The sequence below is a fragment of the Neoaquamicrobium microcysteis genome (genome assembly GCF_008180155.1).
Lineage (GTDB): Bacteria > Pseudomonadota > Alphaproteobacteria > Rhizobiales > Rhizobiaceae > Aerobium > Aerobium microcysteis.
The window spans coordinates 1-24,206 of sequence record NZ_VSZS01000052.1; the positions used below are offsets into that span (position 1 = coordinate 1).

At 60.3% G+C, this 24,206-nt stretch carries 24 protein-coding genes and 5 pseudogenes; 14 read left to right on the forward strand and 15 right to left on the reverse strand.

All coding sequences use genetic code 11. The features are described from left to right. A pseudogene (locus FY036_RS24090) lies at window positions 1-425 on the forward strand (hypothetical protein); the annotation flags it as partial. Between the two features lie 152 nt (window positions 426-577). On the opposite strand, the gene FY036_RS02170 reads toward FY036_RS24090, so the two are convergent. The 6 genes and pseudogenes from FY036_RS02170 to FY036_RS02190 all read right to left on the reverse strand — a co-directional run bounded on the left by FY036_RS02170 (window position 578) and on the right by FY036_RS02190 (window position 2,137). Further along, complete coding sequence (locus FY036_RS02170) at window positions 578-841, reverse strand: DUF1488 family protein (RefSeq protein ID WP_148913065.1); 264 nt, start codon at window positions 839-841, stop codon at window positions 578-580. Next, on the reverse strand, window positions 838-1,167 hold the full coding sequence (locus tag FY036_RS02175) for a hypothetical protein (RefSeq protein ID WP_235897463.1): 330 nt from the start codon (window positions 1,165-1,167) through the stop codon (window positions 838-840). The genes FY036_RS02170 and FY036_RS02175 overlap by 4 nt, the downstream gene beginning before the upstream one ends. Further along, window positions 1,148-1,402 carry a hypothetical protein gene (locus tag FY036_RS02180; RefSeq protein WP_148913066.1) on the reverse strand — a complete coding sequence of 85 codons (255 nt, stop codon included), beginning with the start codon at window positions 1,400-1,402 and terminating at the stop codon, window positions 1,148-1,150. The genes FY036_RS02175 and FY036_RS02180 overlap by 20 nt, the downstream gene beginning before the upstream one ends. Window positions 1,403-1,438: 36 nt before the next feature. After that, the gene (locus tag FY036_RS23875) at window positions 1,439-1,582 is read right to left on the reverse strand and encodes a hypothetical protein (RefSeq protein ID WP_201744684.1); all 144 of its coding nucleotides are present in this window, start codon (window positions 1,580-1,582) and stop codon (window positions 1,439-1,441) included. Further along, window positions 1,578-1,877 (reverse strand): annotated as a pseudogene (locus FY036_RS02185) (hypothetical protein); the annotation flags it as partial. The pseudogene FY036_RS02185 and the gene FY036_RS23875, both read right to left, overlap by 5 nt. Beyond that, a complete protein-coding gene (locus tag FY036_RS02190) occupies window positions 1,874-2,137 on the reverse strand; it encodes a hypothetical protein (protein WP_148913068.1) in 264 nt (87 codons plus the stop codon). The gene FY036_RS02190 and the pseudogene FY036_RS02185, both read right to left, overlap by 4 nt. 507 nt (window positions 2,138-2,644) lie before the next feature. Here FY036_RS02190 and FY036_RS02195 point away from each other — a divergent pair. The 6 genes from FY036_RS02195 (at window position 2,645) to FY036_RS02215 (ending at window position 6,867) form a co-directional block, all read left to right on the forward strand. Beyond that, entirely contained in the window at window positions 2,645-2,962 is a 318-nt protein-coding gene (locus FY036_RS02195; RefSeq protein ID WP_148913069.1) for a co-chaperone GroES, read from the forward strand. A 40-nt stretch (window positions 2,963-3,002) separates the two neighbouring features. Beyond that, the gene (gene groL, locus FY036_RS02200; protein WP_148913070.1) at window positions 3,003-4,631 is read left to right on the forward strand and encodes a chaperonin GroEL; all 1,629 of its coding nucleotides are present in this window, start codon (window positions 3,003-3,005) and stop codon (window positions 4,629-4,631) included. A gap of 72 nt (window positions 4,632-4,703) precedes the next feature. Beyond that, window positions 4,704-5,096, forward strand: coding sequence for a hypothetical protein (locus FY036_RS02205; protein WP_148913071.1), 393 nt, complete (start codon window positions 4,704-4,706; stop codon window positions 5,094-5,096). A 60-nt stretch (window positions 5,097-5,156) separates the two neighbouring features. Further along, window positions 5,157-5,330, forward strand: a complete 174-nt coding sequence (locus tag FY036_RS23705) for a hypothetical protein (RefSeq protein ID WP_161601078.1) — start codon at window positions 5,157-5,159, stop codon at window positions 5,328-5,330. A 70-nt stretch (window positions 5,331-5,400) separates the two neighbouring features. Then, window positions 5,401-6,159, forward strand: coding sequence for a PRC-barrel domain-containing protein (locus FY036_RS02210; protein WP_235897465.1), 759 nt, complete (start codon window positions 5,401-5,403; stop codon window positions 6,157-6,159). 309 nt (window positions 6,160-6,468) lie between these two features. Next, window positions 6,469-6,867: a hypothetical protein gene (locus FY036_RS02215; protein WP_148913072.1), complete on the forward strand. Its 399-nt coding sequence runs from the start codon at window positions 6,469-6,471 to the stop codon at window positions 6,865-6,867. A gap of 131 nt (window positions 6,868-6,998) precedes the next feature. Here the strand turns inward: FY036_RS02215 and FY036_RS02220 are convergent, their stop codons facing one another. The 4 genes and pseudogenes from FY036_RS02220 to FY036_RS02235 form a co-directional block, all read right to left on the reverse strand. Next, window positions 6,999-7,856, reverse strand: coding sequence for a transglutaminase family protein (locus FY036_RS02220; RefSeq protein WP_148913073.1), 858 nt, complete (start codon window positions 7,854-7,856; stop codon window positions 6,999-7,001). A 1,033-nt stretch (window positions 7,857-8,889) separates the two neighbouring features. Continuing rightward, window positions 8,890-9,293: pseudogene (locus FY036_RS24095) on the reverse strand (DUF2726 domain-containing protein); the annotation flags it as partial. 201 nt (window positions 9,294-9,494) lie between these two features. Continuing rightward, window positions 9,495-10,490: a TRAP transporter substrate-binding protein gene (locus FY036_RS02230; RefSeq protein ID WP_148913074.1), complete on the reverse strand. Its 996-nt coding sequence runs from the start codon at window positions 10,488-10,490 to the stop codon at window positions 9,495-9,497. A 283-nt stretch (window positions 10,491-10,773) separates the two neighbouring features. Next, window positions 10,774-11,718 (reverse strand): 2-hydroxyacid dehydrogenase, encoded by a 945-nt coding sequence (locus FY036_RS02235; protein ID WP_407941116.1) that lies wholly within the window; start codon window positions 11,716-11,718, stop codon window positions 10,774-10,776. 327 nt (window positions 11,719-12,045) lie between these two features. Between FY036_RS02235 and FY036_RS02240 the strand changes: the two genes are divergently transcribed. Both FY036_RS02240 and FY036_RS02245 read left to right on the forward strand, forming a co-directional pair. Beyond that, the gene (locus tag FY036_RS02240; RefSeq protein ID WP_148913075.1) at window positions 12,046-13,173 is read left to right on the forward strand and encodes an iron-containing alcohol dehydrogenase; all 1,128 of its coding nucleotides are present in this window, start codon (window positions 12,046-12,048) and stop codon (window positions 13,171-13,173) included. Between the two features lie 39 nt (window positions 13,174-13,212). Beyond that, on the forward strand, window positions 13,213-13,959 hold the full coding sequence (locus tag FY036_RS02245; protein WP_235897467.1) for an SDR family oxidoreductase: 747 nt from the start codon (window positions 13,213-13,215) through the stop codon (window positions 13,957-13,959). Between the two features lie 202 nt (window positions 13,960-14,161). Here FY036_RS02245 and FY036_RS02250 read toward each other — a convergent pair whose 3' ends face one another. The 3 genes from FY036_RS02250 to FY036_RS02260 form a co-directional block, all read right to left on the reverse strand. Continuing rightward, entirely contained in the window at window positions 14,162-15,439 is a 1,278-nt protein-coding gene (locus tag FY036_RS02250; protein ID WP_148913076.1) for a TRAP transporter large permease, read from the reverse strand. Next, on the reverse strand, window positions 15,436-15,981 hold the full coding sequence (locus FY036_RS02255) for a TRAP transporter small permease (protein ID WP_148913077.1): 546 nt from the start codon (window positions 15,979-15,981) through the stop codon (window positions 15,436-15,438). Before FY036_RS02255 ends, FY036_RS02250 begins: the two co-directional genes overlap by 4 nt. Before the next feature lie 209 nt (window positions 15,982-16,190). Next, window positions 16,191-16,481, reverse strand: coding sequence for a DUF1330 domain-containing protein (locus FY036_RS02260; RefSeq protein ID WP_148913078.1), 291 nt, complete (start codon window positions 16,479-16,481; stop codon window positions 16,191-16,193). A gap of 209 nt (window positions 16,482-16,690) precedes the next feature. Between FY036_RS02260 and FY036_RS02265 the strand changes: the two genes are divergently transcribed. After that, window positions 16,691-17,500, forward strand: a complete 810-nt coding sequence (locus FY036_RS02265; RefSeq protein WP_148913079.1) for an IclR family transcriptional regulator — start codon at window positions 16,691-16,693, stop codon at window positions 17,498-17,500. Window positions 17,501-17,847: 347 nt separating this feature from the next. Here the strand turns inward: FY036_RS02265 and FY036_RS02270 are convergent. Continuing rightward, window positions 17,848-18,024: pseudogene (locus tag FY036_RS02270) on the reverse strand (DSD1 family PLP-dependent enzyme); the annotation flags it as partial. Window positions 18,025-18,338: 314 nt separating this feature from the next. Between FY036_RS02270 and FY036_RS02275 the strand changes: the two are divergent. Both FY036_RS02275 and FY036_RS02280 read left to right on the forward strand, forming a co-directional pair. Beyond that, entirely contained in the window at window positions 18,339-18,929 is a 591-nt protein-coding gene (locus tag FY036_RS02275) for a helix-turn-helix domain-containing protein (protein ID WP_148913081.1), read from the forward strand. Then, complete coding sequence (locus tag FY036_RS02280; RefSeq protein WP_148913082.1) at window positions 18,922-20,154, forward strand: type II toxin-antitoxin system HipA family toxin; 1,233 nt, start codon at window positions 18,922-18,924, stop codon at window positions 20,152-20,154. Before FY036_RS02275 ends, FY036_RS02280 begins: the two co-directional genes overlap by 8 nt. Window positions 20,155-20,272: 118 nt before the next feature. On the opposite strand, the pseudogene FY036_RS24100 reads toward FY036_RS02280, so the two are convergent. Further along, window positions 20,273-20,691: pseudogene (locus tag FY036_RS24100) on the reverse strand (MBL fold metallo-hydrolase); the annotation flags it as partial. 316 nt (window positions 20,692-21,007) lie between these two features. Between FY036_RS24100 and FY036_RS02290 the strand changes: the two are divergent. Next, complete coding sequence (locus FY036_RS02290; RefSeq protein ID WP_148913083.1) at window positions 21,008-22,462, forward strand: M81 family metallopeptidase; 1,455 nt, start codon at window positions 21,008-21,010, stop codon at window positions 22,460-22,462. Between the two features lie 67 nt (window positions 22,463-22,529). Next, window positions 22,530-24,155: an ABC transporter substrate-binding protein gene (locus FY036_RS02295; RefSeq protein ID WP_148913084.1), complete on the forward strand. Its 1,626-nt coding sequence runs from the start codon at window positions 22,530-22,532 to the stop codon at window positions 24,153-24,155. Window positions 24,156-24,206: the final 51 nt, after the last annotated feature.

Consider the following 24,206-nt stretch of genomic DNA (forward strand, 5'->3'; position numbering starts at 1 on the left):
AGCTTCGCGACGATCTCTTCGGGCTTGTGCTTCTTCTGGGGCATTCCAACGTCCTCTCTATCGGCCAAATAGCCTACTTCAGGGAGGACCACTTTTCAGGAGGCAGGCCAAGTGGCTATCTGGGCGATGTCGGCGTTCCCTATTCGGGACCAGGAGATTTCTGCGCTTGGTTCGAGGCCTATCTCGGCGGGCGCTGGTACACCTTTGACGCGCGCTACAACACGCCGAGGATCGGCCGCGTTCTGATGGTCCGCGGCCGCGACGCCGCCGATGGCGCCATGATCACATCCTTCGGTTCCTATGATCTGAAGGCATTCAGGGTCTGGACCGACGAGGTGCCCAGCACGCTGACCGATGGCGAGGTGACCTGCCTGCTGACGACGCGCCCGGAGACCGAGGCATTGACACTGGCGCCTACACCGTGAGTGCGGGTCCCACTCTGGACTCTCAACATGCCGCTGGACACGTTGCCAATGCAATGCCCGCTGAAAGGCGGGTCGCGTTAGGTCAAGCGCGAAACCACCCGCAGGTCACGGTAGGAGCGAGGTTGTGCTGCCGGGCCCCGACTAAACAATTCCTACCGGAAATCAGCGGCGGTCAGCGTATATGAGGGCTGCCGGCGATGGGAGTAAGCCTTACGTGCGACGTCGTGGATCGAACCGCGTGCTCCGTCGAAAGCCGTGAGGATATCCGCACGACACAGTTCCGTACCGCCCGGCCGAACCAATGCAGTCGCTTCGACAAAGAACGGCACCTCGAACATGCCGTCATGGCCGATAAAGCGGACGGCGTTTCGAACCTCGTCAAAGCTGCGGCTCGGGTTGGGAAACTCCAAAGTCACTGTCGGCCAACCTTCGTCCTGTGTGGATCGCGACGCCCGCGCGCCGTTAGGCTGCCCCGATCCTTGATATATCCGCCATTCCGACGATTCATGGAAAGCATGCCGTCGGTTGCGACCGAGCGGCTGAGGCCGATCATTTCCATCCCTTCCCGGGCGGCTGGAACGCCGGTGAAGACATGGTAGATGGTCCAGGACCGGTCGGCTTCGATGCGGCGCCCATACTGTTCGTCGCCTGCTGTGCGGACAGAACCACTCTCTTCAATGTCCCAGACGCCGATCGCGCGGTCGTGCCGCTCCCGTTCGGTTTCAACTACGGAACGGGTCATGATCGTGGCCTTTCTTGGTTACGTCGACATCAATGATGCCGGAGAACAGCGCGTTGCCGGATAGGTCGGTGATCGCGATGGCGTCGGGCCGTTGAGGCATGTCGAGCTTCTGAGACAGCAGGTGCGCGATCTCAATGGCATTAGCGAGATCGACGGCTTCAACCGCCTCGCGGCCGACGACGGCATGGGCGTCGTCCATCTCCCGCGTGCGGTAAAACTGGATGACAACTTTCATGGCACCCATTGCTCTTTCAGCCGCAGCAGCACTGCCTCAATGCTTGCCTTTGCCGTGTGATACGTTGGCATTTGCAGCGACCTTGATCTGGTTGCCGAAGGTGCTTTCAGGCTTCGGTGGTGCATTCTCCTGCTTCGGCTTTCTGATTTCGCGATTGCTTCGTTTCTGGCCTTTAGCCATGTCCGAACGTCCTTTTGATGAGAGTTGCGCCACTGCTGGACTGCGACATGTCGACCAGCTCGAGGTTGTCCTGGGTCGTCACACGCTCATGACGTTCGTCGTCGTTGCGGATGCGATATTGCAGCGAATCTCCCCGTGCCGGCAGCGTCCCGGTGATGCGGTAGATTTCCGCGGGCACAACTGGCCTCACGAAACCGCCCTTGAGCCGGACAGCCTGTCCGATCGCGAAGAGATGAGCAGGAACATCGGGCCTGGCGGGACGAATCGTGCGTAGGATTGGGTTGGTCGACATCATGATTGTTGTTGATCCTTTTCGAGAGCGGCGGCGAGATCAGCAGGATCGATCGGCGCCATCTGATATGTCTGGCCATCAATGCCGATGGCTGGCAGGTGGATGAAGGCGCCCACACGTCTCCAGGCAAGGCGGGAAGATACCTCGAGAAGCTCCTCATCCTGGTCCACGCGATAGTCGCCAGCAGGCTGCGCGAAGTCGAAGCCCGGCAGCATGAAGGGTGCGCAGAAGCGAACGATCGTCTGCGTGGTGCGCGTTGTCATGTTTCCATACCTCCACAGAAGCACGCGAGTGCGCCTCCTGCATCATTCCCATTCGAACCGGAACGAACTTCCGTGCTGCCAGTACATCCGTGGTCAGCGGCGGATTCATTCCACGGTTCGAACGGAGCGATATGCGCGCCGGGTTGGCGCGTGATGCATTCGCTATCGAAAATCCGGTGGTAAATGGCGGGGTCTCTGACACCGCAAGAAGCCAAGTCGGCCAAATCAACGAAGTTTATATATGCGGCTTATCAGCCGCCTTGGCAAGGACCACGCCGAATATTAGTTTTTGAAACTGATTAATGGATCCTACTTAAAAATAAAACCCATCCTCAAAGCAGGAAATACGTATTGAAAACAACAAATATCGGGTCGATAGCGACGATTTAAATTTTCCTGCGAACGGGCTTTTGATAAAATTACATTTAGCACTCCTGTCATTCGAGTGCCAAAGGCGCTATGTATCTGGGGTGGCCTCCCTATGCGCCGGCCTCAGAAAGAATTCTCATGAAGTTCCGTCCGCTCCACGACCGCGTCGTCATCCGACGTGCGGAAGGCGATCTCAAATCCAAAGGCGGGATCATCATTCCCGAGACCGCGAAAGAAAAGCCGCAGGAAGGCGAGGTCATCGCCGTCGGCCCGGGTTCGCGCGACGAAAGCGGCAAGCTGATTCCTCTCGACGTCAAGGCGGGCGACGCGATCCTCTTCGGCAAATGGTCCGGGACCGAGGTGAAGATTGATGGCGAGGACCTCCTGATCATGAAGCAGAGCGACATCATGGGCATCGTCGAGAGGACCGCAACGGCCGACAGGAAGGCCGCCTGATCTCCGATCCCGCCTCTCAAGATCGAACTGGACGAACGTCATGTCTGCCAAGGAAATCAAGTTCTCCACCGATGCGCGCGACCGCTTGCTGCGCGGCGTCGAATTACTCAACAACGCCGTGAAGGTGACGCTTGGTCCGAAGGGGCGCAACGTCGTCATCGACAAGGCCTATGGCGCGCCGCGCATCACCAAGGACGGCGTCACTGTCGCCAAGGAAATCGAGCTTTCCGACAAGTTCGAGAACATGGGCGCGCAGATGGTGCGCGAAGTGGCCTCGAAGACCAACGACCTTGCAGGCGATGGCACCACGACCGCAACCGTGCTCGCAGCTTCGATCCTGCGCGAGGGGGCAAAGCTGGTCGCTGCCGGGATGAACCCGATGGACCTGAAACGCGGTATCGATCTGGGCGTGGCGGCCGTCGTTAAGGAAATTCAGGCACAAGCCAGAAAAGTCAAATCGTCGGCTGAGATCGCGCAGGTCGGTACGATTGCGGCCAATGGCGATGCATCGATCGGCGAGATGATCGCCAGGGCTATGGACAAGGTCGGCAATGAGGGTGTGATCACCGTCGAGGAAGCGAAGTCGGCGGTAACCGAACTCGATGTGGTTGAAGGCATGCAGTTCGATCGCGGCTATCTCTCGCCCTATTTCGTGACCAACCCCGAGAAGATGCGCGTGGAGTTTGACGATTGCCACATCCTCATCCACGAGAAGAAGCTCGGCAATCTTCAGGCCATACTGCCGATCCTCGAAGTGGTGGTCCAAAGCGGCAAGCCACTACTGATCATCTCGGAGGACGTCGAGGGCGAGGCGCTCGCCACACTGGTCGTCAACAAGTTGCGCGGAGGCCTGAAGGTCGCCGCTGTCAAGGCTCCGGGCTTTGGCGACCGCCGCAAGGCCATGCTCGAGGACATCGTCGTGCTGACCGCCGGCCAGATGATCTCGGAGGACCTCGGCATCAAGCTTGAGAACGTCACGCTCGACATGCTCGGCCGAGCCAAGCGCGTGGTCATCGACAAGGACACGACCACGCTGATTGATGGCGCCGGCGACGAGGTCGGCATCGCCGCCCGCATTGCCCAGATCAAGGCGCAGATCGAGGAAACGACCTCCGACTATGACAAAGAGAAGCTCCGGGAGCGGCTAGCCAAAATCGCCGGTGGCGTCGCGGTGATCCGCGTTGGCGGCGCGACCGAAGCCGAGGTCAAGGAAAAGAAGGACCGCATCGACGATGCACTTAACGCGACACGCGCAGCGGTCGAGGAAGGCATCGTTCCCGGTGGAGGTGTGGCGCTGCTGCGCGCCAGAGCGGTGCTTAAACCTTTGACAGTTGACAATCCCGATATAGCCGCAGGCATTGCAATCGTGCGGCGGGCGCTCGAAGCGCCGCTCAGGCAGATTGTCGAGAACGCCGGCGTCGAAGGCTCGATCGTGGTTGGCAAGCTCGCGGGCAGCAAGGACCCGGACCAGGGGTTTGATGCCCAGACCGAAACTTACGTTGATATGATCAAGGCCGGCATCGTCGATCCCGCCAAGGTCGTCAGAACCGCCCTGCAGGACGCCGGTTCGATCGCGGCCCTGCTGATCACCGCTGAGGCGATGATCGCCGATGCGCCCACGAGGGAATTCGCGCCAGCGTCCGGCAACGGCGGCGGGATTGGCTACTGAGTGGTGCCTCAACCTTTCGGCCATCGCGGTCGCCAAACAGACTTTCAACAACAATCAGCAAGGAGCACCTCCATGGCCATGCAGAACAGCAGCAAGAAAACCATGTCCCAGCGCTGGGACGATTACCAGCCTACGAAGTCGGTGCTCGCATGGTCGTGCATCGGCGCGGTCGTCGCCACGATCGTCGTCGGATTCAGCTGGGGCGGCTGGGTTACCGGCGGCACCTCGCAAACGATGGCGAAAGCGGCTGGCGACACGGCACACGGAGAGCTGGCATCGGCCATATGCGTCGAAAGGTTCATAGCGGCCCCAGATTCGGCAGCGAAACTTGCCGAGTTCAAGGCGATACCTGACAGCTTCAGGAAGCGTCAGTTCGTTGAAGCCGGCGGCTGGGCGACGATGCCCGGCCAGACGTCTCCTGACCGACGCGTCGCGGAAGGGTGCGTCACGGCTCTTTCTGCCTAGCCAATCCAACGAGGTCACCGCCTGGCAGTGACCTTGTCGGTCCCATCACGGAGTAACACGATGATCATATTCTCGAAGAAGACTTCGACGGCCGCGAACACAGACAATGAAGTGGACATGCGGCACGAAGCGATGCCCACCGAGGATTCGCTGCAAGAGAATCGCTTCGAACAGATTCGCAGGAAAGCGGCCGAAGGTCATAGCAAGTCCGCCAAGGATTATCGGCGTGTTTAAATGCACACTCCTCCGGCGCGATGCGAAAGACGATCATTCCGCTTCGTCACGGATGCGGGTGGCGAAAAAGATGAAGGTCGCACTTCTCTTGGTGACCATCGCAGCCCCATACAGCGTCTCAGAGGCTGCCGCGCAGTGCAACATCTCGGATGCCAAGCTTGAAGAAGCTATCCTAGTGAAGCCTGAGCTTCGCGACCGGGACAATCGGCAAATTGTCAGTGACCTCAGAACCCTGAGAGATGCAGCGCTGATCCTCTGGTCCTACGATCGCCAGGATGATTGCAACCGGATTCTCGCAAACATACGTGAACTCCTGGCTTCCCCTTCTATCGGGGAGTTGGGCAACAACGACGAGGACGAGGCCGACCAGCAGTTGGCTGCGGGCGAACCTGCACTTCACAGCGGCGGAAGGGCTATCGGCAATCGCCACAAAGCTGGCGCCAGTCCGCTCATTGACATTGACGAGCTCGGCCCGGGTCTACGGGTCGATGAGATACTTGGCGCAGAGGTACGGAGCTCCGACGACAAGATCATCGGCGAGGTGCGCAACGTGGTAATCGGAACGAGAGATCGTCAGGACTATGTTATCGTTGCATCGGGAGGGTTCTTCATCCCCGGCAAGGAGAGCATCGTCGTCCCACTGCGCTTCCTGCAGATAAATCAGGAGCGTGAGAGCTTCTTCCTCCGCGTTTCCGAAGTAGAGATGAGGAAGGTTCCGCTGATGCCGGATCAAGACTATGAATGGCTTGCCGACCAGGCGTGGCGAATCCGAAACGATGCGATATTTGAATCAATGATGCCTACTCCCGATCGCTTCGGGCGGCAGTGAAGGCATCGACAATAGAGCAGGCTACGTGATTGTGCGCGACATCGAGCTGGGCAGAAATTGTGGCGAAGCAGCTTGGCACGGCCTGAACGTGTCCGCAGCCCGCGGGGGCGACATGCATGAACTGGCTCCGCTGAAAGGCTGCTGATCGAAAGGCCAGGCGATCGCCCGGTCCTGCTGGTTTCCCGGCACTCACGCAAGCAGGCGACGAGTCCACTCCATGGAGGTCTCGGATGCAAAAGGGGCACAGAGCTACCCATCGTTCTCGGTAGGCGAGCGCTCGCTCCCATGAACTCAAATCGGTAAGCGAAAATGACTGATGACCTGCGCCAAACAAAATCTGCTGTGCCGACAGGCAAGAACCGCCAGCCTCGCGCATCGAAGCCGCGGCCATCCGCGTTGGGCAGCCTTTCCTCCGAGGAGTTGCAGACGCTTCGGCTAGATGACAACGCTCGCGTGGAGTTCGATGCCTGTGTCCAGCGTTTTATTCGCAGCACGATCGAACTCAGGGTGTTCGAAGGCGAGGATGCGGTGTCGATGGACGATGCTCGCTACGAGCAGCTTTCGGCTGCCGAAGCAGAGCTTCGCAGCAGCGGGATGGCGGTCGTGCATTTCATGGCGCCCCGCATCCTGAAATTGCGAGATGGCGCCGCAAAGCGGAAGTGGCGCACGCTTCTTGCCAAGTTCAGGCGGGACGAGAAGCTGGTCTGAAGCGGCTCGGCGTTAGCGCCGCGGCAACTGCGGATTTGGCTTCCGCGCGCCTGTCGCGAGGTGCGGCGGAGAGTCTCCAGCGTTCAGAGGTGCAGGGAACGCTGACGCCACGCATGGCTGGCTTCGATCACCTATTCCTCCACCAGAATTTCCACGCTGACATCCATGCCGGAGAAATCGTCCGGAGCGCCCAGGTAGCCGCCAATCACAGGCATGATCTGGCGATTGCTGCGGGCGACGGCGACGGGGATCAGGTTGTCCCCGCCGACGCGCCGGTGGGTAGGGTCAAAAGCTATCCAGCCGGCACCAGGGAGATAAATCTCCGCCCAGGCATGGGTCGAGCCTGGATCACCGGCAAGGGCTTGCGGATCGAATAGATAGCCGGAAACCGCACGGGCACCGAAGCCAAGACGGCGCACAGCATCAATGAACAGCGCGGCGATGTCGCGGCAGGAGCCGCTTCCCAGTGCCAGCGTCTCGCGAGGCGCCTGTGTCCCCTCCTCTTCGCGCACGCGATAGGAAATCGCTCCGAGCACTCCCGCGTTCAGGCCCTTGAGCAGTGAAAGCGTGTCGGTTTGCTCGCCTCGCACAAAGGCGCGCGCCCAGTTCTCTAGTTCGCCCTGCGGATCAGGATAGTCGGGGATGCACAGCGCGCCCAGAGCAGCCGCGTCGTCAGGCGAATAGGTGAACGGGAAGGAATGCACCGCTGAATCGGTTCGGAAGACCGGCCAGGCTGCGGCTGACTGGTCTACGCGCAACTGGCTCGCAATGACGAGCTGATCCGTGGCCTCGGTGAATGCCGCCGTGGCGACCAGGTTGCCAAACACGTCTTGCGTCCAGTCCATCTGCGCAACTGGCGAGCAGTCGATCGAACTTGCCAGCACCGCCATGTCATGGCTGCTGCGCGGGCGCAGCGTCAGTCGGTGCGGCTGGAGGATTACCGGGCGCGCATAAAGGTATCTCGTCGTGTGATGGATGGACAGTTTCATTCCTGACCTGAGCGCTTCCTTCGGCAGGCGGATGCTGCTGTGCTCTAATCATCGCCGCCCCCTTGAGTTGCACATGCTGGCGCTACACTGTGGCTGGATGAACGAATACCTAGTTTGGTCGCGCTCCATGCAGTTCTGCCGGATCATCCGCAACTATCGCATCAGGCCGGCAGCTCGAAGCGCATCCTCGATGGACTTCTGTGCACCAGAGGGTTCGGGTGCCGGTTTCTTGCCCGAGGAACAGCGGTGGGCTGCGGCGCGAGAGCTATACCAAGGTGGCCCACGCGTGGTGCGGGCGTGGAGTGCGGCGAGCCGCGCGATCATGTCGGAGATTTTCCGCAATCGGAACTTCCTTTATCTGCGTCCGAACAGGACGTGAGCATGTGCAACGACTTGACCCTCATATGGTTGCTGCACTGCACAATTTCGAGCGCAAGTGCGGGATGTGCTTGGCGTCCAACTCGATTGGACGAGTAGCGGTAGTCGAGTCAGGAGCACGCGGTAGCTCCCTCGCTTGGCGGCACAAAAGAAACAAATGACCTTCCGATAACGCGGACCGACTGCTCCAGCATGACACCGGCGTCGCATCAGCCACTGCTCAGAACTTTGCAGTGGAGCGGGCGTTACCGAACCGCTTGGTCACAATGCGTTTATCGCCTCGGCCGCCGAAGCAGACGCGCGCCTTTATGTGAGGCTACTCTTGCGCCTTCGAACCGGCTTCGAGGAGATAGCAACGGCTGTGATGAGACCCAGGCCGAACGTCGGCTTTCTGAGTCTCGCGGCAAAACTGGACAGTCCGGTGACGGCCTCAAAAGGCGTCGGCAGGAAATCATTCTTCAGCCTCACTTTGCGGTGCTGAATACGACGGCTATCCGCCCCGCGCTCCAGCGATTAGGGCAACTGCATCTGCCGCCGACAGCCAATGAAAGCTACCCACTCTGAGCAGCCTGCGCTTCGCGAACCGAATCCGGTGAGAAGCCAGCAAGCGCGATACGCCGACGGCCTCAGCCTCAACGGCAGGGCGAGGTTGCGTGTCGACCAAGCTATCAACGAGACGTCGCAGTTCGGACGGCGTTCTGCGACCCGCGGTCGTTTCCTAATGTCCGATCCCTGCCCTTCTCAACACTTCATTCTTAAGGGCGTCGCGAGCGGCAGCAGACCCTTGGTGATGGCCGGCGCCCTGATATTCGACCCCATGACGCGGCCCGCAATGCTCGTCAACGAGCAGAAAATCCACGCGGTTTGAGTTTATGCTGACGTAGGCCTGCTTGTTTTTCTTCCTCAACACGTCACCAGCGATACCTGAGCCACGACCTGCTAAGACGAATTGACTGCAAGCACCATAAAGTCCAGCTCGCGGAAGACCCTGGCCTCACCGCGATTCAGGAGCGGCTGGCTCGCGAAGCGGCGGCTGAAGTTCGAACGCCCTTGGTTGGCGCGAAGTTCCACAGCCGCAAGAGGCGCCATTCACCTTTCCGATGATCGGCTACAGCAAGCTCGTTGGCGGACACGAGGCACGACGTGCGCTCCCTTTACCGTCGAGATACGGCGCCGCCGACGGACAAGCCCCATGATCCGATCAAATTGATAAAATCGGCGATGCGGGGTTCCACCGCATCGCCGAAGCAGACTAGTTCTTCACTGACCAGCAACTGCGGCCATAGCCGCTCGTGCCTGCTCGACTACATCCGCGCCGATCTTCTCGCTGTATTCCTCCACCACCGGTGCGACGCGGTCGATCATCGCGGCGAGGGCTTCGGGCGTGGGTTGGGTAATCTGGAAGCCCTTCGCCACGAGTTCCTGCTCCAGATCCTCCGCCGACTTGCGAGAAATTTCCCGCTGGAAGGTTGCAGACTCCTCAGCCGCTTCCATGACGAGCGCCTTGTCCTGATCCGAGAGGCTTCCAAACCACTTCTGGCTGGCAAGGAGGACAAACGGTGTATAGACATGACCCGTCTTGGCCAGATGGCTTTGCACCTCATAGAACCTTGCGGTGTAAATCAAAGCGTACGGGGTCTCTTGGGCATCGACGGCGCCATTTTCCAGTGCGCTGTACAGCTCAGGCCAGGGCAGCGGCGTCGGATTGGTTCCGAGAGCTGTCCATGTTGCAATGAACAACGGGTTGGGAATGACCCGGATATTGATCCCTGCCATATCCTCGACCGTGTTGATGGGACGGATTTTGTTGGTCATGTGGCGGAAGCCGTTGTCCCACCACGCCAGTCCTACCATACCGGTCTTTTCGTTCAGCTGCGAAAACAGCTTCGCACCCACTTCGCCGTCCATCACGGCATCGACCGCCGCGAAGTCCTTGTAGAAAAACGGCAGGTCGTAGATCATGAATTCGGGAACTACGCCGACCAGGTTGGGCGTCGGCCCGACCATGATATCGATGAAGCCGGCCTGAACCGAAGCCTGCATTTCCGGCTCACTGCCGAGCACCCCGTTGCCGAAGGTTTCGATGGTGATGCGACCGCCGGTCTTTTCTTCAACGAGCTCCGCGAAGTAGCGCGAAGCCTGCCCCACCGGGTGATCTTCCGTGGGTACGTAACCCAGGCGGGCACTCTGGGCCATGGCCGGAGCGGCAGCCAAAAGGCCTCCGACAATTGCCGCAGTGACAAGTAACAGTTTCATTGAATTCTCCTCCCAAGGATGGTTCACGGAACCAGGATGTGCGGATTGTCCTCAAACGCGAACAAGTCCGGTATTCGGTGTATTGCGCCTCCAAAACTTTGAGTTGGCAGTAATTGACCACGATATGGGCATACTGTCCAATATATATGATGGTCAGACTACTCGCCGATTGTCAACGCACCTTCGATGCGCTCCAGCGCACGGCGACGCAGGGGCGGGCATCGGGCAAATGTCCTACCGCCGCACCGGCTGAGCGCGCGCGGCCATCCCTGTCGACCGGGCGCTAGGGCACGGGGGTAATCGCGGCTCCGCTTTGGAACCAAGCTATCAAGTTTCGCGCGAGGAGATCGGCCATCGCGGTGCGCGTCGCGACCGATGCGGATGCGATGTGCGGAAGGATCGTAAGATTCTCGAGCGCCAGCATGTCTCGCGAGACCACGGGTTCATTCGCGATGACGTCGAGACCGGCCGCCGCAATCGTCCCTGTGCGCAGGGCGCCGATCAATGCCTGTTCATCCACCACGGTTCCGCGGCCGACATTGATGAATACGCCTTCCGGGCCAAGAGCAGAAAGCACTTCGGCATTCACAGTCTTTGCAGTTGAATCGTGCCCGGGGACGATGGCGATGAGTACGTTGACGGCATGCGCAAGTTCGAGCAGCGAGGAAAAATAGTCGTAGGCTACCCCGTCAGCCGGGCGCCGGCTGTGGTAGGCGACCGGAATCCCGAATGCTTCGATTCGGCGGGCGACGCAACGTCCGATCCGGCCCATTCCGTAGATGCCAACCCTACGGTTTCGGAGCGTGAGCCGGCTGAGCGGGTACTCCGACGTCGTCCAGCGGCCTTCGCGGACAAACGCGTGCGCCTTTGGTATCTCTCGCACGACGCTGAGGAGGAGCCCCAATGTCAGATCGGCGACCTCCTCGTTCAACACGTCAGGAGTATTGGTTACGATGATGTTCTTGCTACGTGCATGGATAGCGTCCACGCCATCGTAACCGACGCCATAGCTGGCAATGATCTCCAGGTTGGGAAGGGCGTCGATGAACCGACTGTCGATTCTGGTACGGCAGGCCACCCCACGAATTGAATCCCTTATTTCTTGGGATAGACGGGAGTGAATGTCGCAGTCAGGGGTCTCGACAAGGTTGAACTGAGCGCCCAGCATGTGCCGTGCATGGTCGTGCATCCAGCCCGGTACCAGCACGGTGACAGCGGGATTTGACAACGGCTTTCCTCCGCTCGGTCTGTCACAGAAGCTGCGAAGCTCCGCGAGCGGAGCAGTGCAACACCATCGCTGCCGACAATTGTCCATAATATAGGCATTGTGCCCACAGTTATGCTAAGGCCATAATGCCGGTTGTCAATTGCCGTCGGACATGGCTGCGACACGTCACTCTTGACATTTGCAGAGGACCGATTAATTCTTGGGCAAGATGTCCACAATATGGACCAAGTGGCCAGGACGTGACGTTCGGCGCGGCTCTCCGAACCGCGTCGGCCTACCAGCGGGAGCGGCGGTGCATTTGGGGGTGGGCACATCGAGGAGAGCGGCGTGCATACTATAACTTACCTTACGAGTGTCAGTTTCGGCCTTGGGGCCTCCAATTCCCTCGCAGAAATACTGCGTGAAATTGGCGTGTCTCGCCCTCTCGTTATCAGCGATCACGGCATCAGATCCGCTGGCCTTCTTGATCGCCCGGGATTTGCGTTCCTGAAGTCGGTGCCGATCTTCCTGGATGTTCCTACCAACCCGACGGAAAGCGCGGTTGCCGCTGGTCTTGAACTGTACAGGCAAGGCGGTTGCGATGGCGTCGTGGCGATCGGCGGTGGCTCGCCGATCGACCTTGCCAAGGGTGTTGCGCTGCTCGCCACGCACGATGGCGAACTTGAGCGTTACGCAGCAATCCTGGGGGGCTTGGCACGCATCACCAGCGCGGTGGCGCCGCTGGTAGCGGTTCCGACAACCGCGGGCACGGGATCCGAGGTCGGGCGCGCGGCGCTGATTACGCTGGATGATGGGCGGAAGTTGGGGTTCATAAGCCCCCATCTGATCCCGCGCAGGGCGATCTGTGACCCGGAGTTGACGATGGGTCTCCCTCCGGCATTGACGGCTTCGACAGGACTCGACGCGCTGTCCCATTGCATCGAGACGTACCTGTCTCCCCGCTACAATCCGCCTGCCGAGGCAATTGCCGTCGACGGCTTCAAACGCATCTGGAAGGCTTTGCCCGTCGCCTACGAGGATGGCTCGAACGCGCAGGCGCGGACCGAACTCATGATGGGTGCTCTTGAAGGGGGCATGACGTTCCAGAAAGGTCTTGGAGCCGTCCATGCGCTCAGCCACGCCCTGGGCGGTATGAAAGAGGCGCAGCTTCATCATGGGACGCTCAACGCCATCCTCCTGCCGACAGTCGTCCGGTGGAACGTGACGGTCGAAGCCGTGGCCGAAAAGGTCCGTTACCTCGAGAGCATGGCAGGACTTGAAGAGACAACGCTCGCAGACGCGCTGGACGAGTTGAACCGCAGTCTGGGCATCACGCCGCGATTGTCCGAATTGGGTGTGCCACGGCATGTTATCGATTGGGTGTGTGAGCGGGCCCTCGCAGATCACAGCCATCCCACCAATCCACGCCCGTTGACCAAGGAAGACTACGCCTCAATCCTTGAGTCCGTCTTCTAGGCAGGGGACGCCCTCAGAGAGTAAGCGGGAGACAAGTCGTTGAGACCGATTGTAATGGTGACGGGCGCAAGCCACGGCATCGGCGCCGCGACGGCTAGGCTGTTCGCTGCCGAAGGCTACGATGTCTGCATCAACTACCTCTCGGACAGCGACGCTGCGTCGCGAGTCGTCAACGACTGCGCGGCCGCAGGCGCCCGCGCCATTGCGGTGCAGGGAGATGTGGGCAAGAGCGAGGACATCCAGGCTCTGTTCAGCGCCTGCGACGACGAACTTGGGCGGGTGACCTGTCTTGTCAACAATGCAGGGATCATCGGGAAAGCTGGCAGGATCGAGGAGTTGCAGCCTGCTGTGCTGGAAGCCACATTCAGGATCAACGTCTTCGGCGTTATCTATTGTATCCAGGAGGCCGCGAAACGCATGTCCACCCGTAGGGGTGGTCAGGGCGGGACGATCGTAAACATGTCGTCGCTGGCCGCTTTCCTCGGCAGCCCCAACGAGTATGTCCACTATGCCGCAAGCAAGGGGGCGGTGGAATCCATCACCTTCGGTGCAGGCAAGGAGTTGGCCCCAGAGGGTATCCGCGTGAACGCCATACGCGTCGGTACCACCAATACGCGGATACACACGCAAGGCGGAAACCCCGAGCGGCCGGCAAGGATTGCGGCGGCAACCCCTATGGGGCGGATTGCAGAGCCTGAAGACATAGCGCGCGCGGCCCTGATGCTTGCGTCTCCTGGCTCCGGGTTCATGACTGGCACGCTGATCACAGTGGCCGGAGGGCTTTGATATCTCGCGGCAGAATATTCCGAACAGGCTTGGCGGGTTAACCTTGCCGCCTGCTGCGGCTTGTTGCGTCCCTCATTCGCAAGACTGACCTGCTTTCAATCAAGCGGCGGTCGCGGTTTTAGATCTTAGTGCCCAGACCACAACGCGGTTTGGTTGGCGTCGCCGCACGGAGATCACCGCCCAGATAGAACCGGTTTGAGCGTCAATGGAACCACGACGCCGGTACGGTTACCAGTGCCGGGAACAGAACCAGCAGCACAATGAGCGTCAGCTGGGCCAAAAGGAAGGGCCAAACCCCCTTCAGAGCCGACCCCATCGAAACTCGGCTGATCCCGCACACCGTATTGAGGACGGTTCCTACGGGGGGCGTGATCATGCCGATGGCGGCGGTCATGATGAACATCACTCCGAAATAGACCGGGTCGATGCCGGCCGCGACGACGAGCGGCATGAGGATCGGCACCAGGATTGTAATCGAGGGTGCGAAATCCAGCACCATGCCGATGATGAAGATCGCCAGCACGATCATGCCCATCAGAAGGATCGGCATGTTGATGAATGGAGAGAGAAGACTGATGAGCTGGCCGGGCAGATTGGTAATCGTCATCATGAATGCGGTGACCATGGAGGCTGCCACCAGCAGCATGATGACTGCTGTCATGCGACCGGCGTCGAGCAGCGCCTGGTAGAGCAACCGCGGCGTCAGCTCCCGATAGACGACCAGACCCACGAACAGGGCATAGGCGGCGGCAACGACGCCGGCCTCGGTGGGCGTAAACAGGCCGAAGCGTAGTCCTGCCAGGATGATCACCGGCAGCATCAACGCCCAACCGGCCGTCATGATGGCTTTGGGTATGTCCCTACGCGGCAGTTTTGGCTGGACCGCTGCCGTTTCCTTCTTGGCGACGAACCACCAAGCCACAACGAGGCTTAGCGCCATCATGATGCCCGGCACGATTCCGGCCATGAAAAGGCCGACGATCGAGATGTTTGCGGTGACGCCCAGTATGATGAACCCAACAGAGGGTGGGATCACGGGAGCAATGATGCCTGTCGATGCGATCAGGCCCGTGGCTCGATCCATGTTGTAGCCCGCATTCCGCAGAAGCGGGATCAACATAACCGCCAGCGTCGCCGTATCCGCGATTGCCGATCCAGAAAGGCTTGCCATCACGAGGCCAGTGCCGATGACGACGTACCCGAGGCCCCCACGCAGGTGGCCGACGAGCGCCAGGGCCATCGTCACGATGCGGCGGGAGAGCCCACCTGCATTCATGAGTTCACCGGCAATGAGAAAGAACGGGATCGCCATCAGCGGATAGCTGTCCGCCCCGTTGACCAGACGTTGTGCCAGGATCTGGGCATCCAGATTGCCTATCAACAGCATTAGCGCGACTGCCGACAGCATCAGAGCGAAACTGATGGGGATCCCGATGCCAATCGCGCCAAGGAGGGAGCCGAGGAACACCAAGCCGCTCACTGAATTCTCTCCTGACTGGACGCGGGGCTCACGGTCAATGGAGGCTGATCGGACTTTGCTCCCGCCCACGTTCTGGGTAGGGTGCCCCGTAGCGAGCGCCACAGCTCAAGCAGAAGAATAAGAGCCATCATGATGGCAGCTACGAGCCCGGCAGCGTAGGTAAGGCCGACGGGGAGTCCCGTCAGTGGCGTGATATTGCCCCATTCGATGCGGGTGAGTGCCCAGCTACCCCGGCCCAGCAACCAGCAGCACCATAACATCAGGCTGTATGAAACAAGAAAGCACGCGAAGCGCGCCTTTTGAGGCAGCCGCGCAACCAACGCGTCGACGCTGAGATGCGCCCCCTTGGCCAAGCCAACCACGGCTCCCAGGAATATGACCCAGACGAGGATCACACGGGAGACTTCTACGGCAAACGGGATGCCGGAGCTGAAACCGTAGCGCAGCACGACATTTGTAAAGATCAAGAGACTGATGACGGCCATGCCGACTACGACGAGGATGTCAAAGACCTTGAAAAGCCACCGCAACGGTTCGGGCATATTTGCTCCCAGAATGTTGTGCGCTAGCGCGACGCCCTCGCCGTCGCTTGCTGAGGCTGCGGGGAAGGCGAGCTAGCAGGCCGGTCGCGCAAGAAACGCCTGTCGCGTGATGAAGTGCCGTGCTGCTCATCCGGTCGAAGGGCGCGCAGAGGCAAAGGCAATGTTCCCTTCAGCCACCAAGAGTGGGCGTTTCAAGCCCCGCTTCAATGTCAGACGCCTTCCACGATGGTCAGATGCGCTTTGGCGTACTTGACGCGTGTCTCGACGGCCTTCTGATATTCTGGGGAGTTGTAGCAGGCGAGAGCCGTTTCGTAGTCTTTGAACTCGATCACAGCCACGCGGTTCGCGTCCGGCCCTTCCATGACCTGGTGTCTTCCGGCGCGTACGACAAAAGTGGCGCCGTACTTGTCGAAAGCGGCTTTGTTCAACGCAATATATTCTTTGTAGCCTTCATGGTCTGCAATATCGACCATTGCAACCAGGTAACCTTTTTTTGCCATGCTTCTCCTCCCACTGGCAATTCCACACCCGCTCGTCGAACGTCGGACCGCCCGCTCCGTTCAATTTCGGTGCGAGCGCGCTTGCCGTTGATCCTCCCTGATCATACGACTAAAACCGAACTCCGGAACGCTGACTACAATATGGACAGTTTGTCCACAAACGTGTAGTGCCGCCGTGTCCGGTTGTCAAGCTTGCGAGGAGTTGTGCCATGAGCCTGAGGAACCCACAGGACGAAGCAGATGTGAGGGCTGCCAATCCCGTGCAGGGAGCGGCTTCGTTCTCGAAGTTCATGACAGTGCTCCAGATCATCGCGGATTCCCCCGGGACGCTGGACATTGCCCAACTGACAAAGCGTGCGCGTTTCCCGCGAGGCACGGTGTATCGGCTCGTGTCGGCGCTCATTGCCGAGGGACTCATCACGCAGTCCGGGGAGAGCGCAACATTTCGCCTCGGGCCGCGCCTTCTCCAACTCGCCGCCAAGACCTGGGAGGATTCCGACCTGCGCACGATCGCTAGGGGCTTCCTGGTATCGCTCCGCGACGCAACGGATGAGGCCGTGCACCTTGCGGTGCCCAGCAACAATCTGATGGTCTACATAGACAAATTGGTTGGCTCCAGCACGGTTCAGATGAAGACGAGCATTGGCGGCCAGGTTGAGCTTCACTCGACATCCGTCGGCAAGGCGTGGCTGTCTGGCCTGCCGGACGAGCGGTTGCTGGAAGTCATCAAGGGGCTTGAGTTAAGGCGCCACACCGCCAAGACGCTAACGACGCCCGAGGCGCTGCTCGACGAGCTGAAGAGGACGCGCGAGCAGGAGTTTGCATTTGATGACGAGGAGAACGAGCCGGATATTCGTTGTCTCGGCAGCCCGATCTTCAATCGTCTGCGCGAACCGGTTGGAGCGATAAGCGTCAGTATGCCGGTATACCGCCACGACGCGCGACGCCATGAACTTTGCGCCCGGCTGGTACGTCAAACGGCAAAACAGATCACTGCAGAGTTATCGAGGATTCTGTAGCGTCTTCGTTCGGCAAGGACGTCGAAAGACCGTCGCGCTCTTGCCCGATGATCGCGGGGCGCGCGCTGCAGACTGGCATACTTGAAGTCAGATGCTGACGGCAGCCTACCGTTGGTGGAAACCGAAACCGGACTGTCCGCCGCCCCAAAATCCGACGCGACTCGATTTCCGCTCGGTTGGTAGTGCGGCTGTCTACGGACCTCGGCATTGAGGTGGAGAACGGACTGGCAGGTCTTGAGCGGCTATGCGGAGAAAGCTGCCAATTGCCAATGATGTCCAACCGCGACACACGCATGTCTTTCGGTTGATACCTGCGACGCTCCAACCAATGAGCCTAAGGCATCAGGTTAAAACACCTTGCCGCGTGCGGTGACCGGCCAAAGCGTCTCGACCTTGCCGTCGCGAATGCCGACATACCAGTCGTAGAGATTGCAGGTCGGGTCACAGTGACCGGGGATCAATTGCAGACGCTGATTAATCGCAAGACGGCCCTGTGGGTCGTCGAGCTGGCAGTGCTCGTCAGAGGATAAGCGTTTGCCAGTGAACAGAGCAGTAGCGGCAGTCATGTCGGTGCAGCCAAACAGGCCAACCATCTGGCAGAGGGCGGTACCGTGCTTGGGGAATTCCGTGGTGGCGAGTTTCTCTTCGCGGAGGGAGGACCCGGGCCAAGTGATGCGTCCGAAGGTTTCGGAGAGGCCGGCTCGATATGATACACGATCTTATATCTGAATAGGATAACGATCACTATTCTAAATCGCAAGCGATTGACGTCCGCGGGCTCAAGAGGTAGATACATAATACTGATCCAAATCGCTCATCTGATCCAGGATGATGTATCATGGCTTACCAAAGCGAGAGCCTGATCTCTCAAGCACGCGAGATTCGCGAGGCCTCCGCCGTTAGTCAGCGCGCGCTTAGCGAGCGGGCTGGGCTTACACAGAGCCATATCTCTCAAATCGAAAGCGGCAAGATGGAGCCTGGCCTATCGAGCTTCATCGACATGACCCGCGCGCTCGATCTCGAGCTCATGCTCGTGCCCAAGAAACTCGTGCCCGCGGTATTGGGCCTGGTTAAGGCCCAGGCAACACCCGACATGCATATCCACGCCGGTCAGCCCAACGACAAGCGCTTTGCCCGTGCAGAGCGCCTGGTAAAGAAAATGAAGCAGCTCTATGGGAGCTCGGCCGACCTCGATCGCATCGAAGAGACGCTTCGATTTCTGCGCCGGGTCAATCTCAGCGATCAGGAGATGCAGCTGGTTCGCGAGCTCATCGCGCGCCTCGAGCGTTATAAGGCGAGCGCGCAGGCAGCACCCATCTTCCGTGACATTGCGCAGAACCTGCAGCGCCTACGCAACTCGACCGCCCATGCTGCTCCGTCCGAGCCCCGGCCCGCCTATTCGCTGGACGATGGAGACGTCAATGCCTGACGTCTCGGTTCTCGACGTGCGGCTCTACGACGAGCCGATCGGCACCCTGACCCATTTGCAGGGCGATCGGACGATCTTTGCCTTCAACGAAGACTATGTCGAGAATCCGGACCGACCGACACTCAGCCTGTCGTTCAAGGACGATCTGGGTGGCCTCATCACCAAGATCCGCCCGACGCAGCGGGTTGTTCCGCCATTCTTTTCGAACCTTTTACCGGAGGGGGGCCTCCGCCGCTATCTCGCCGAGCGGGCCGGGGTAAACCAGCAGCGCGAATTCTCCCTGCTTTGGGTGCTGGGTCTCGACCTGCCCGGAGCCCTGTCGATTCATCCAGCGGCAGCCGGCGCTCTTCTGCCTGATGCCGGCGAGGAACTGCCGGAATACGCCAAACCCAATGCGCTGCGTTTTTCGCTCGCTGGCGTACAGTTGAAATTTTCCGCGTTCGAGAATGCGGGGAAGGGCGGGGGCCTGACCATCCCCGCCGAGGGTGTCGGCGGCTCGTGGATCGTGAAGCTCCCGTCCCAGCAGTTCACGGGCGTTCCGGAGAATGAGTTCTCGATGATGACGATTGCCGGGATGATCGGCATGGATGTGCCGGTCATCGCCCTTATCGATCTCGATACGATTGCCGGCATTCCTGAAGGCATTGGCGAGCTGAAGGGAAGGGCGCTTGCCGTCAGCCGCTTCGACCGAACCACCGACGGTCCTGTCCACACAGAGGATTTCGCGCAGGTATTTGGAGTGTTTCCCGACGACAAATACAAGCGCGCGAGCTACGCGAACATCGCGCGCGTTATCGGTACTGAAGCTGGAGATGCCGGCGCGGCCGAGTTCATTCGCCGGCTCGTGTTCAGCGCGCTGATCGGCAATGGTGACATGCATCTCAAGAATTGGTCGCTGATCTATCCCGACCGGCGCGCTCCTTTGCTATCGCCTGCCTACGACCTGGTGTCGACCATCCCCTACATCGAAGGCGAGGACACGGCCGCGCTCAATTTCTCTCGAACCAAGAAGATGGCCGAGTTCGATGCCGATGAGCTTCGCCATCTGGCGGCAAAGGCGCTTCTGCCCGAAAAACTCGTCATCGACACCGCCGCCGAAACCGTCCAGCGATTTCGACAGGCGTGGGCGGCCGAGAAGAAGAACCTGCCCCTCGCAGCCAACGTGGTGCAGGCCATCGACGCCCACGCCCCAACCGTGCCGCTCTACGAAGACCTCGCGCAATAGAGCATGTTACCACCGGAGCCGGTCGTCGAGTTGATAGGTCACGCGTCGATCAGGCGCATTGATCGCTTTTGAAGAAGGCAGCTTTCCAAAATCGAAAGAAGCCAGCCCCTTTGAAACTCTAAATCCAATTTCGCACCATGTCCCCGGCGCGGAGACAAGGAAACGGATAGTGGAACCCTGCGACCAGCATCCGCTCGCTGGCCGCTCGGTTGACGATGAGTCGACGAGAAGCTGCAGCTGTCTCCCGGTCCCGATCGCGACCCGGTCGCCATGGCTGGCTAATGTTGGCGGCAGGATGGAAGGCGAGATCTGCGGCAAGAAGGAGTTGGTCGCCGCCGGAGGGGACAAGGAAGGTTGCCATGCCGGCGAGTGTCCGGCAGCAGAGATCGTTGTCAGGCCCGGCAGAATTTCGTCACCCGCCGCGTACATCACGACGTCGTTTGTGACAGGCTCCAGGCTCTGCGTGATATTGGCCGCAAACCGTCATCTGAAGTCCTCCGGCACCGGCATGTAGGAGAGGTCTGGCTCGCGGTTGATTTCCTCGAGTTCAAGTTGGTGTCGACCATCAAGGCTGGTCTCCAGATTGCTCAGCTTCCATGCGCGCCGGGAGCTTCTCACCAGCAGCAAGGTCGCAGGACGCCGCCAAGCAGTCTCCCTTCTTAACACTCAAGTCGAATATCCGATCCAAGAGCGAGTGCCGGCAACAGACGGAACATGTTTCCAGACGTTCCACGGATTCTTCCGTTGACATCCATCCCCAATAAAATAACGTAGACACTGAAAAGTATGCATGTCCACTATAAAGTACATGCAGCGTGCACAAGCCGTAGAACAATAATGGGGACGGTTGGCTATGCGTGTGTTCACCGCAGTTCTTGCGACGGAAACCAATACCTTTTCGCCGATCCCGACAGGGCTCGGCGCTTTCAAGTCGCAGGGCGAATACTACCCTGCCGGCCAGCATCCTGATCGGATGACCCTGTTCGGCGCGCCGCTGTGGGTGGCGCGCGAGAGGGCGCGCGACAAGGGATGGAGCGTGGTGGAGGGCATGGTGGCCTTCGCCCAGCCGGGCGGCAAGACCACGCGCATCGCCTACGATGCGCTGCGGAGCGAACTGCTGGACGACCTGCGGGCAGCCGGGAAGGTCGACATGGTGCTGCTCGGCCTGCATGGCGCGATGATCGCCGACGGGTGCGACGACTGCGAGGGAGACATCCTGCGCGCCGTGCGCGAGATCGTCGGCCCCGACGTGGTCATCGGCGCGGAACTCGATCCGCACTGCCATCTGACACAGGTGATGATGGACAATGCGGACGTGATGGTCGCGTTCAAGGAATACCCGCACACCGATCTCTACGAACGCGGCGTCGAACTCGTCGACCTCTGCATGGCAGCGGTGGAAAAGCGCATCCGCCCCGTCGCCGCGCTCGCAGATACCGGTATGGCGACGCTGATTTTCACCACGAGCGAGCCGGGCATTTCGCTGGTCGAGCGGATGAAGGAGATGGAGCGTCTCGACGGGGTGCTCTCGGTTTCCATCGTTCAGGGATTTCCCTGGGCCGACGTGCCCGACATGGGCACGCGGGTGCTCGTCTATACCAATGGAGATCAGGCACTCGCCGACAGGCTGGCGCGCGAATTCGCCACCGACCTTTATGCCATGCGTGAAGATATCGACGTGCCCAAGCCGGGTATCGACGAAGTGCTGGACGTTGCGCTGGCGGAGCCGACCGGTCCGGTCGTCATCGCCGATGGCGCGGACAATGCCGGCGGTGGCGCGGCGAGCGACTCGACCTTCATGCTGCGCCGGATGCTGGAGCGCGGCATCGACAGCGCCGCGCTTGGCCCGATCTGGGACCCGGTGTCCGTACAGCTCGTATTCGATGCGGGCGAGGGCGCCGTCATGCCGCTGCGGATCGGCGGAAAGGTGGGGCCGTCGTCGGGCGACCCGCTTGATGTCGAATGCACGGTCAAGGCATTGCGGCGCGACATGAAGATGGGCGGGCTCGGCGGCATCACGGTGTCGCTCGGCGACTGCGCGCTGATCGAGGTCGCGGGGATCGACGTGGTGCTGACTACGATCCGCTTCCAGGCAATGGACACCGACCTGTTCACCCAGCTCGGATGTGACCTCGCAACGCGCCGCATCGTCGTCGTCAAGTCGACGCAGCACTTCTACGCTTCCTATTCGAAGGTGGCGAAGAAGGTGCTCTATGCCGCCGCGCGCGGGACCGTCACGCCCGACCTTTCGAGCCTGCCTTACACCCGCATCGCGTCGCCGAAATGGCCGATCTCGGCAGGTCGCTGAGCCGGTTTCGTCGCTTCGTTCGTCACATCCCGCCGCGTCGTCGGCGTCATCAAGGAGGGAACTGTCAATGTTGTCTTTCAATCGTTCGCGCATACCGGGCTTCCCGAACGCCCGTGCCGCCGCACGGGGTGCGGGACGCGTTCTTGCTGCGGGCGTGTTCGCCCTTGCTGCCACCACGGCCCACGCGCAGGAAAAGACTGTGACCGCTGTGATGCACTCGGGCCTGCGCATGCTCGACCCGATCGTCAGCACGGCTCACATCACCCGCAATCATGGCTATATGGTCTATGATGTGCTCGTGGCGATGGATGCCGAGGGCGCTGTACAGCCGCAGATGGCCAGCTGGCAGGTGTCTGATGACAGGCTCATCTATACGTTTACCTTGCGTGATGGGCTCTCCTTCCATGACGGCGCGGATGTGACGGCCGCCGATGTCGTCGCCTCGCTCCAGCGCTGGGGCGCGCGCGACGGTGCGGCGGCGTTCCTGATGGAAGCGACCGGCAGCATCGAGGCGGTCGACGCCAAGACCGTCGTCTGGACGCTCACCGAACCTTTCCCGCTGCTGCTGGACGTGCTCGCGAAGCAGTCATCTGTGCCCGCCTTCATCATGCCGGAGCGCGTAGCCGCAACATCTCCGGACGAAACGATCACCGAATATGTCGGCTCAGGTCCGTTCGTCTTCGTCGAGGGAGAATTCCAGCCCGGCGTCAAGATCGTCTACGAACGCTTCGACGACTACGCCCCGCGTGAGGAGCCCGCGTCGGGACTTGCCGGCGGCAAGGTCGTCAATGTCGACCGCGTGGAATGGGTGACGATGCCCGACAGCCAGACCGCGATGAGCGCCCTGATGAATGGGGAGATCGACCTGATCGAGAACTCGCAGATCGACCTTCTGCCGATCCTCGAGACCAGCCCGGACGTCACCGTCGAGATTCGCGACCCGCTCGGCTATCAGGGCTTTGCCCGGATGAACTTCAAGCATCCGCCCTTCGATGACGTGCGTATGCGCAAGGCCGCCATGATGGCGCTCGGCCAGGAGCAGGCCATGGCCACGATGATCGGCAATCCAGATTATTACTGGCTGTGCGGCGCGATCTTCGGCTGCGGCACCCCGCTGGGCGACGAGGCCGGTGCCGAAAGCCTGAAGGCGGGCGGCGACAAGGCCGCAGCAAGGAAGATGCTCGAGGAAGCCGGTTACGACAATACGCCGGTCGTCATCATGCAGGCGACAGACATCGGCGCCATGGGCACCATCCCGGTCGTGATCGCGTCGGACCTTCGCGAAGCCGGCTTCAACGTCGATCTCCAGTCAATGGACTGGCAAACGCTGGTGTCGCGCCGCGCCAGCATGAATCCGCCGTCGGAAGGTGGCTGGAACATCTTCACCAGCTTTGCCAGCGGCGTCGAGGCGAATACGCCTCTCGTGCATCCGATCCTGCCGTCGACCGGCGACACCGGCTGGTTCGGCTGGGCGACAGATCCGGAGCTTGAAGAGATGCGCGCTGCCTATCTAAAAGCCGAGGGCCTTGAAGAGCAGAAGCAAATTGCGCACGACATCCAGGCGCGGGTGCTCGACAACGTGATCTTCGTTCCGCTCGGCAACTACGCTTTCGTGCAGGCGCGCAGCAACAAGCTGACGGACATGCTGCCGACAGCGGTTCCGGTGTTCTGGAACGTGAACATCGCCGACTGACGCCGTCCGGCCCGGTCTACGACACGGCAGGCCGGGCCGCACCATCCCTCA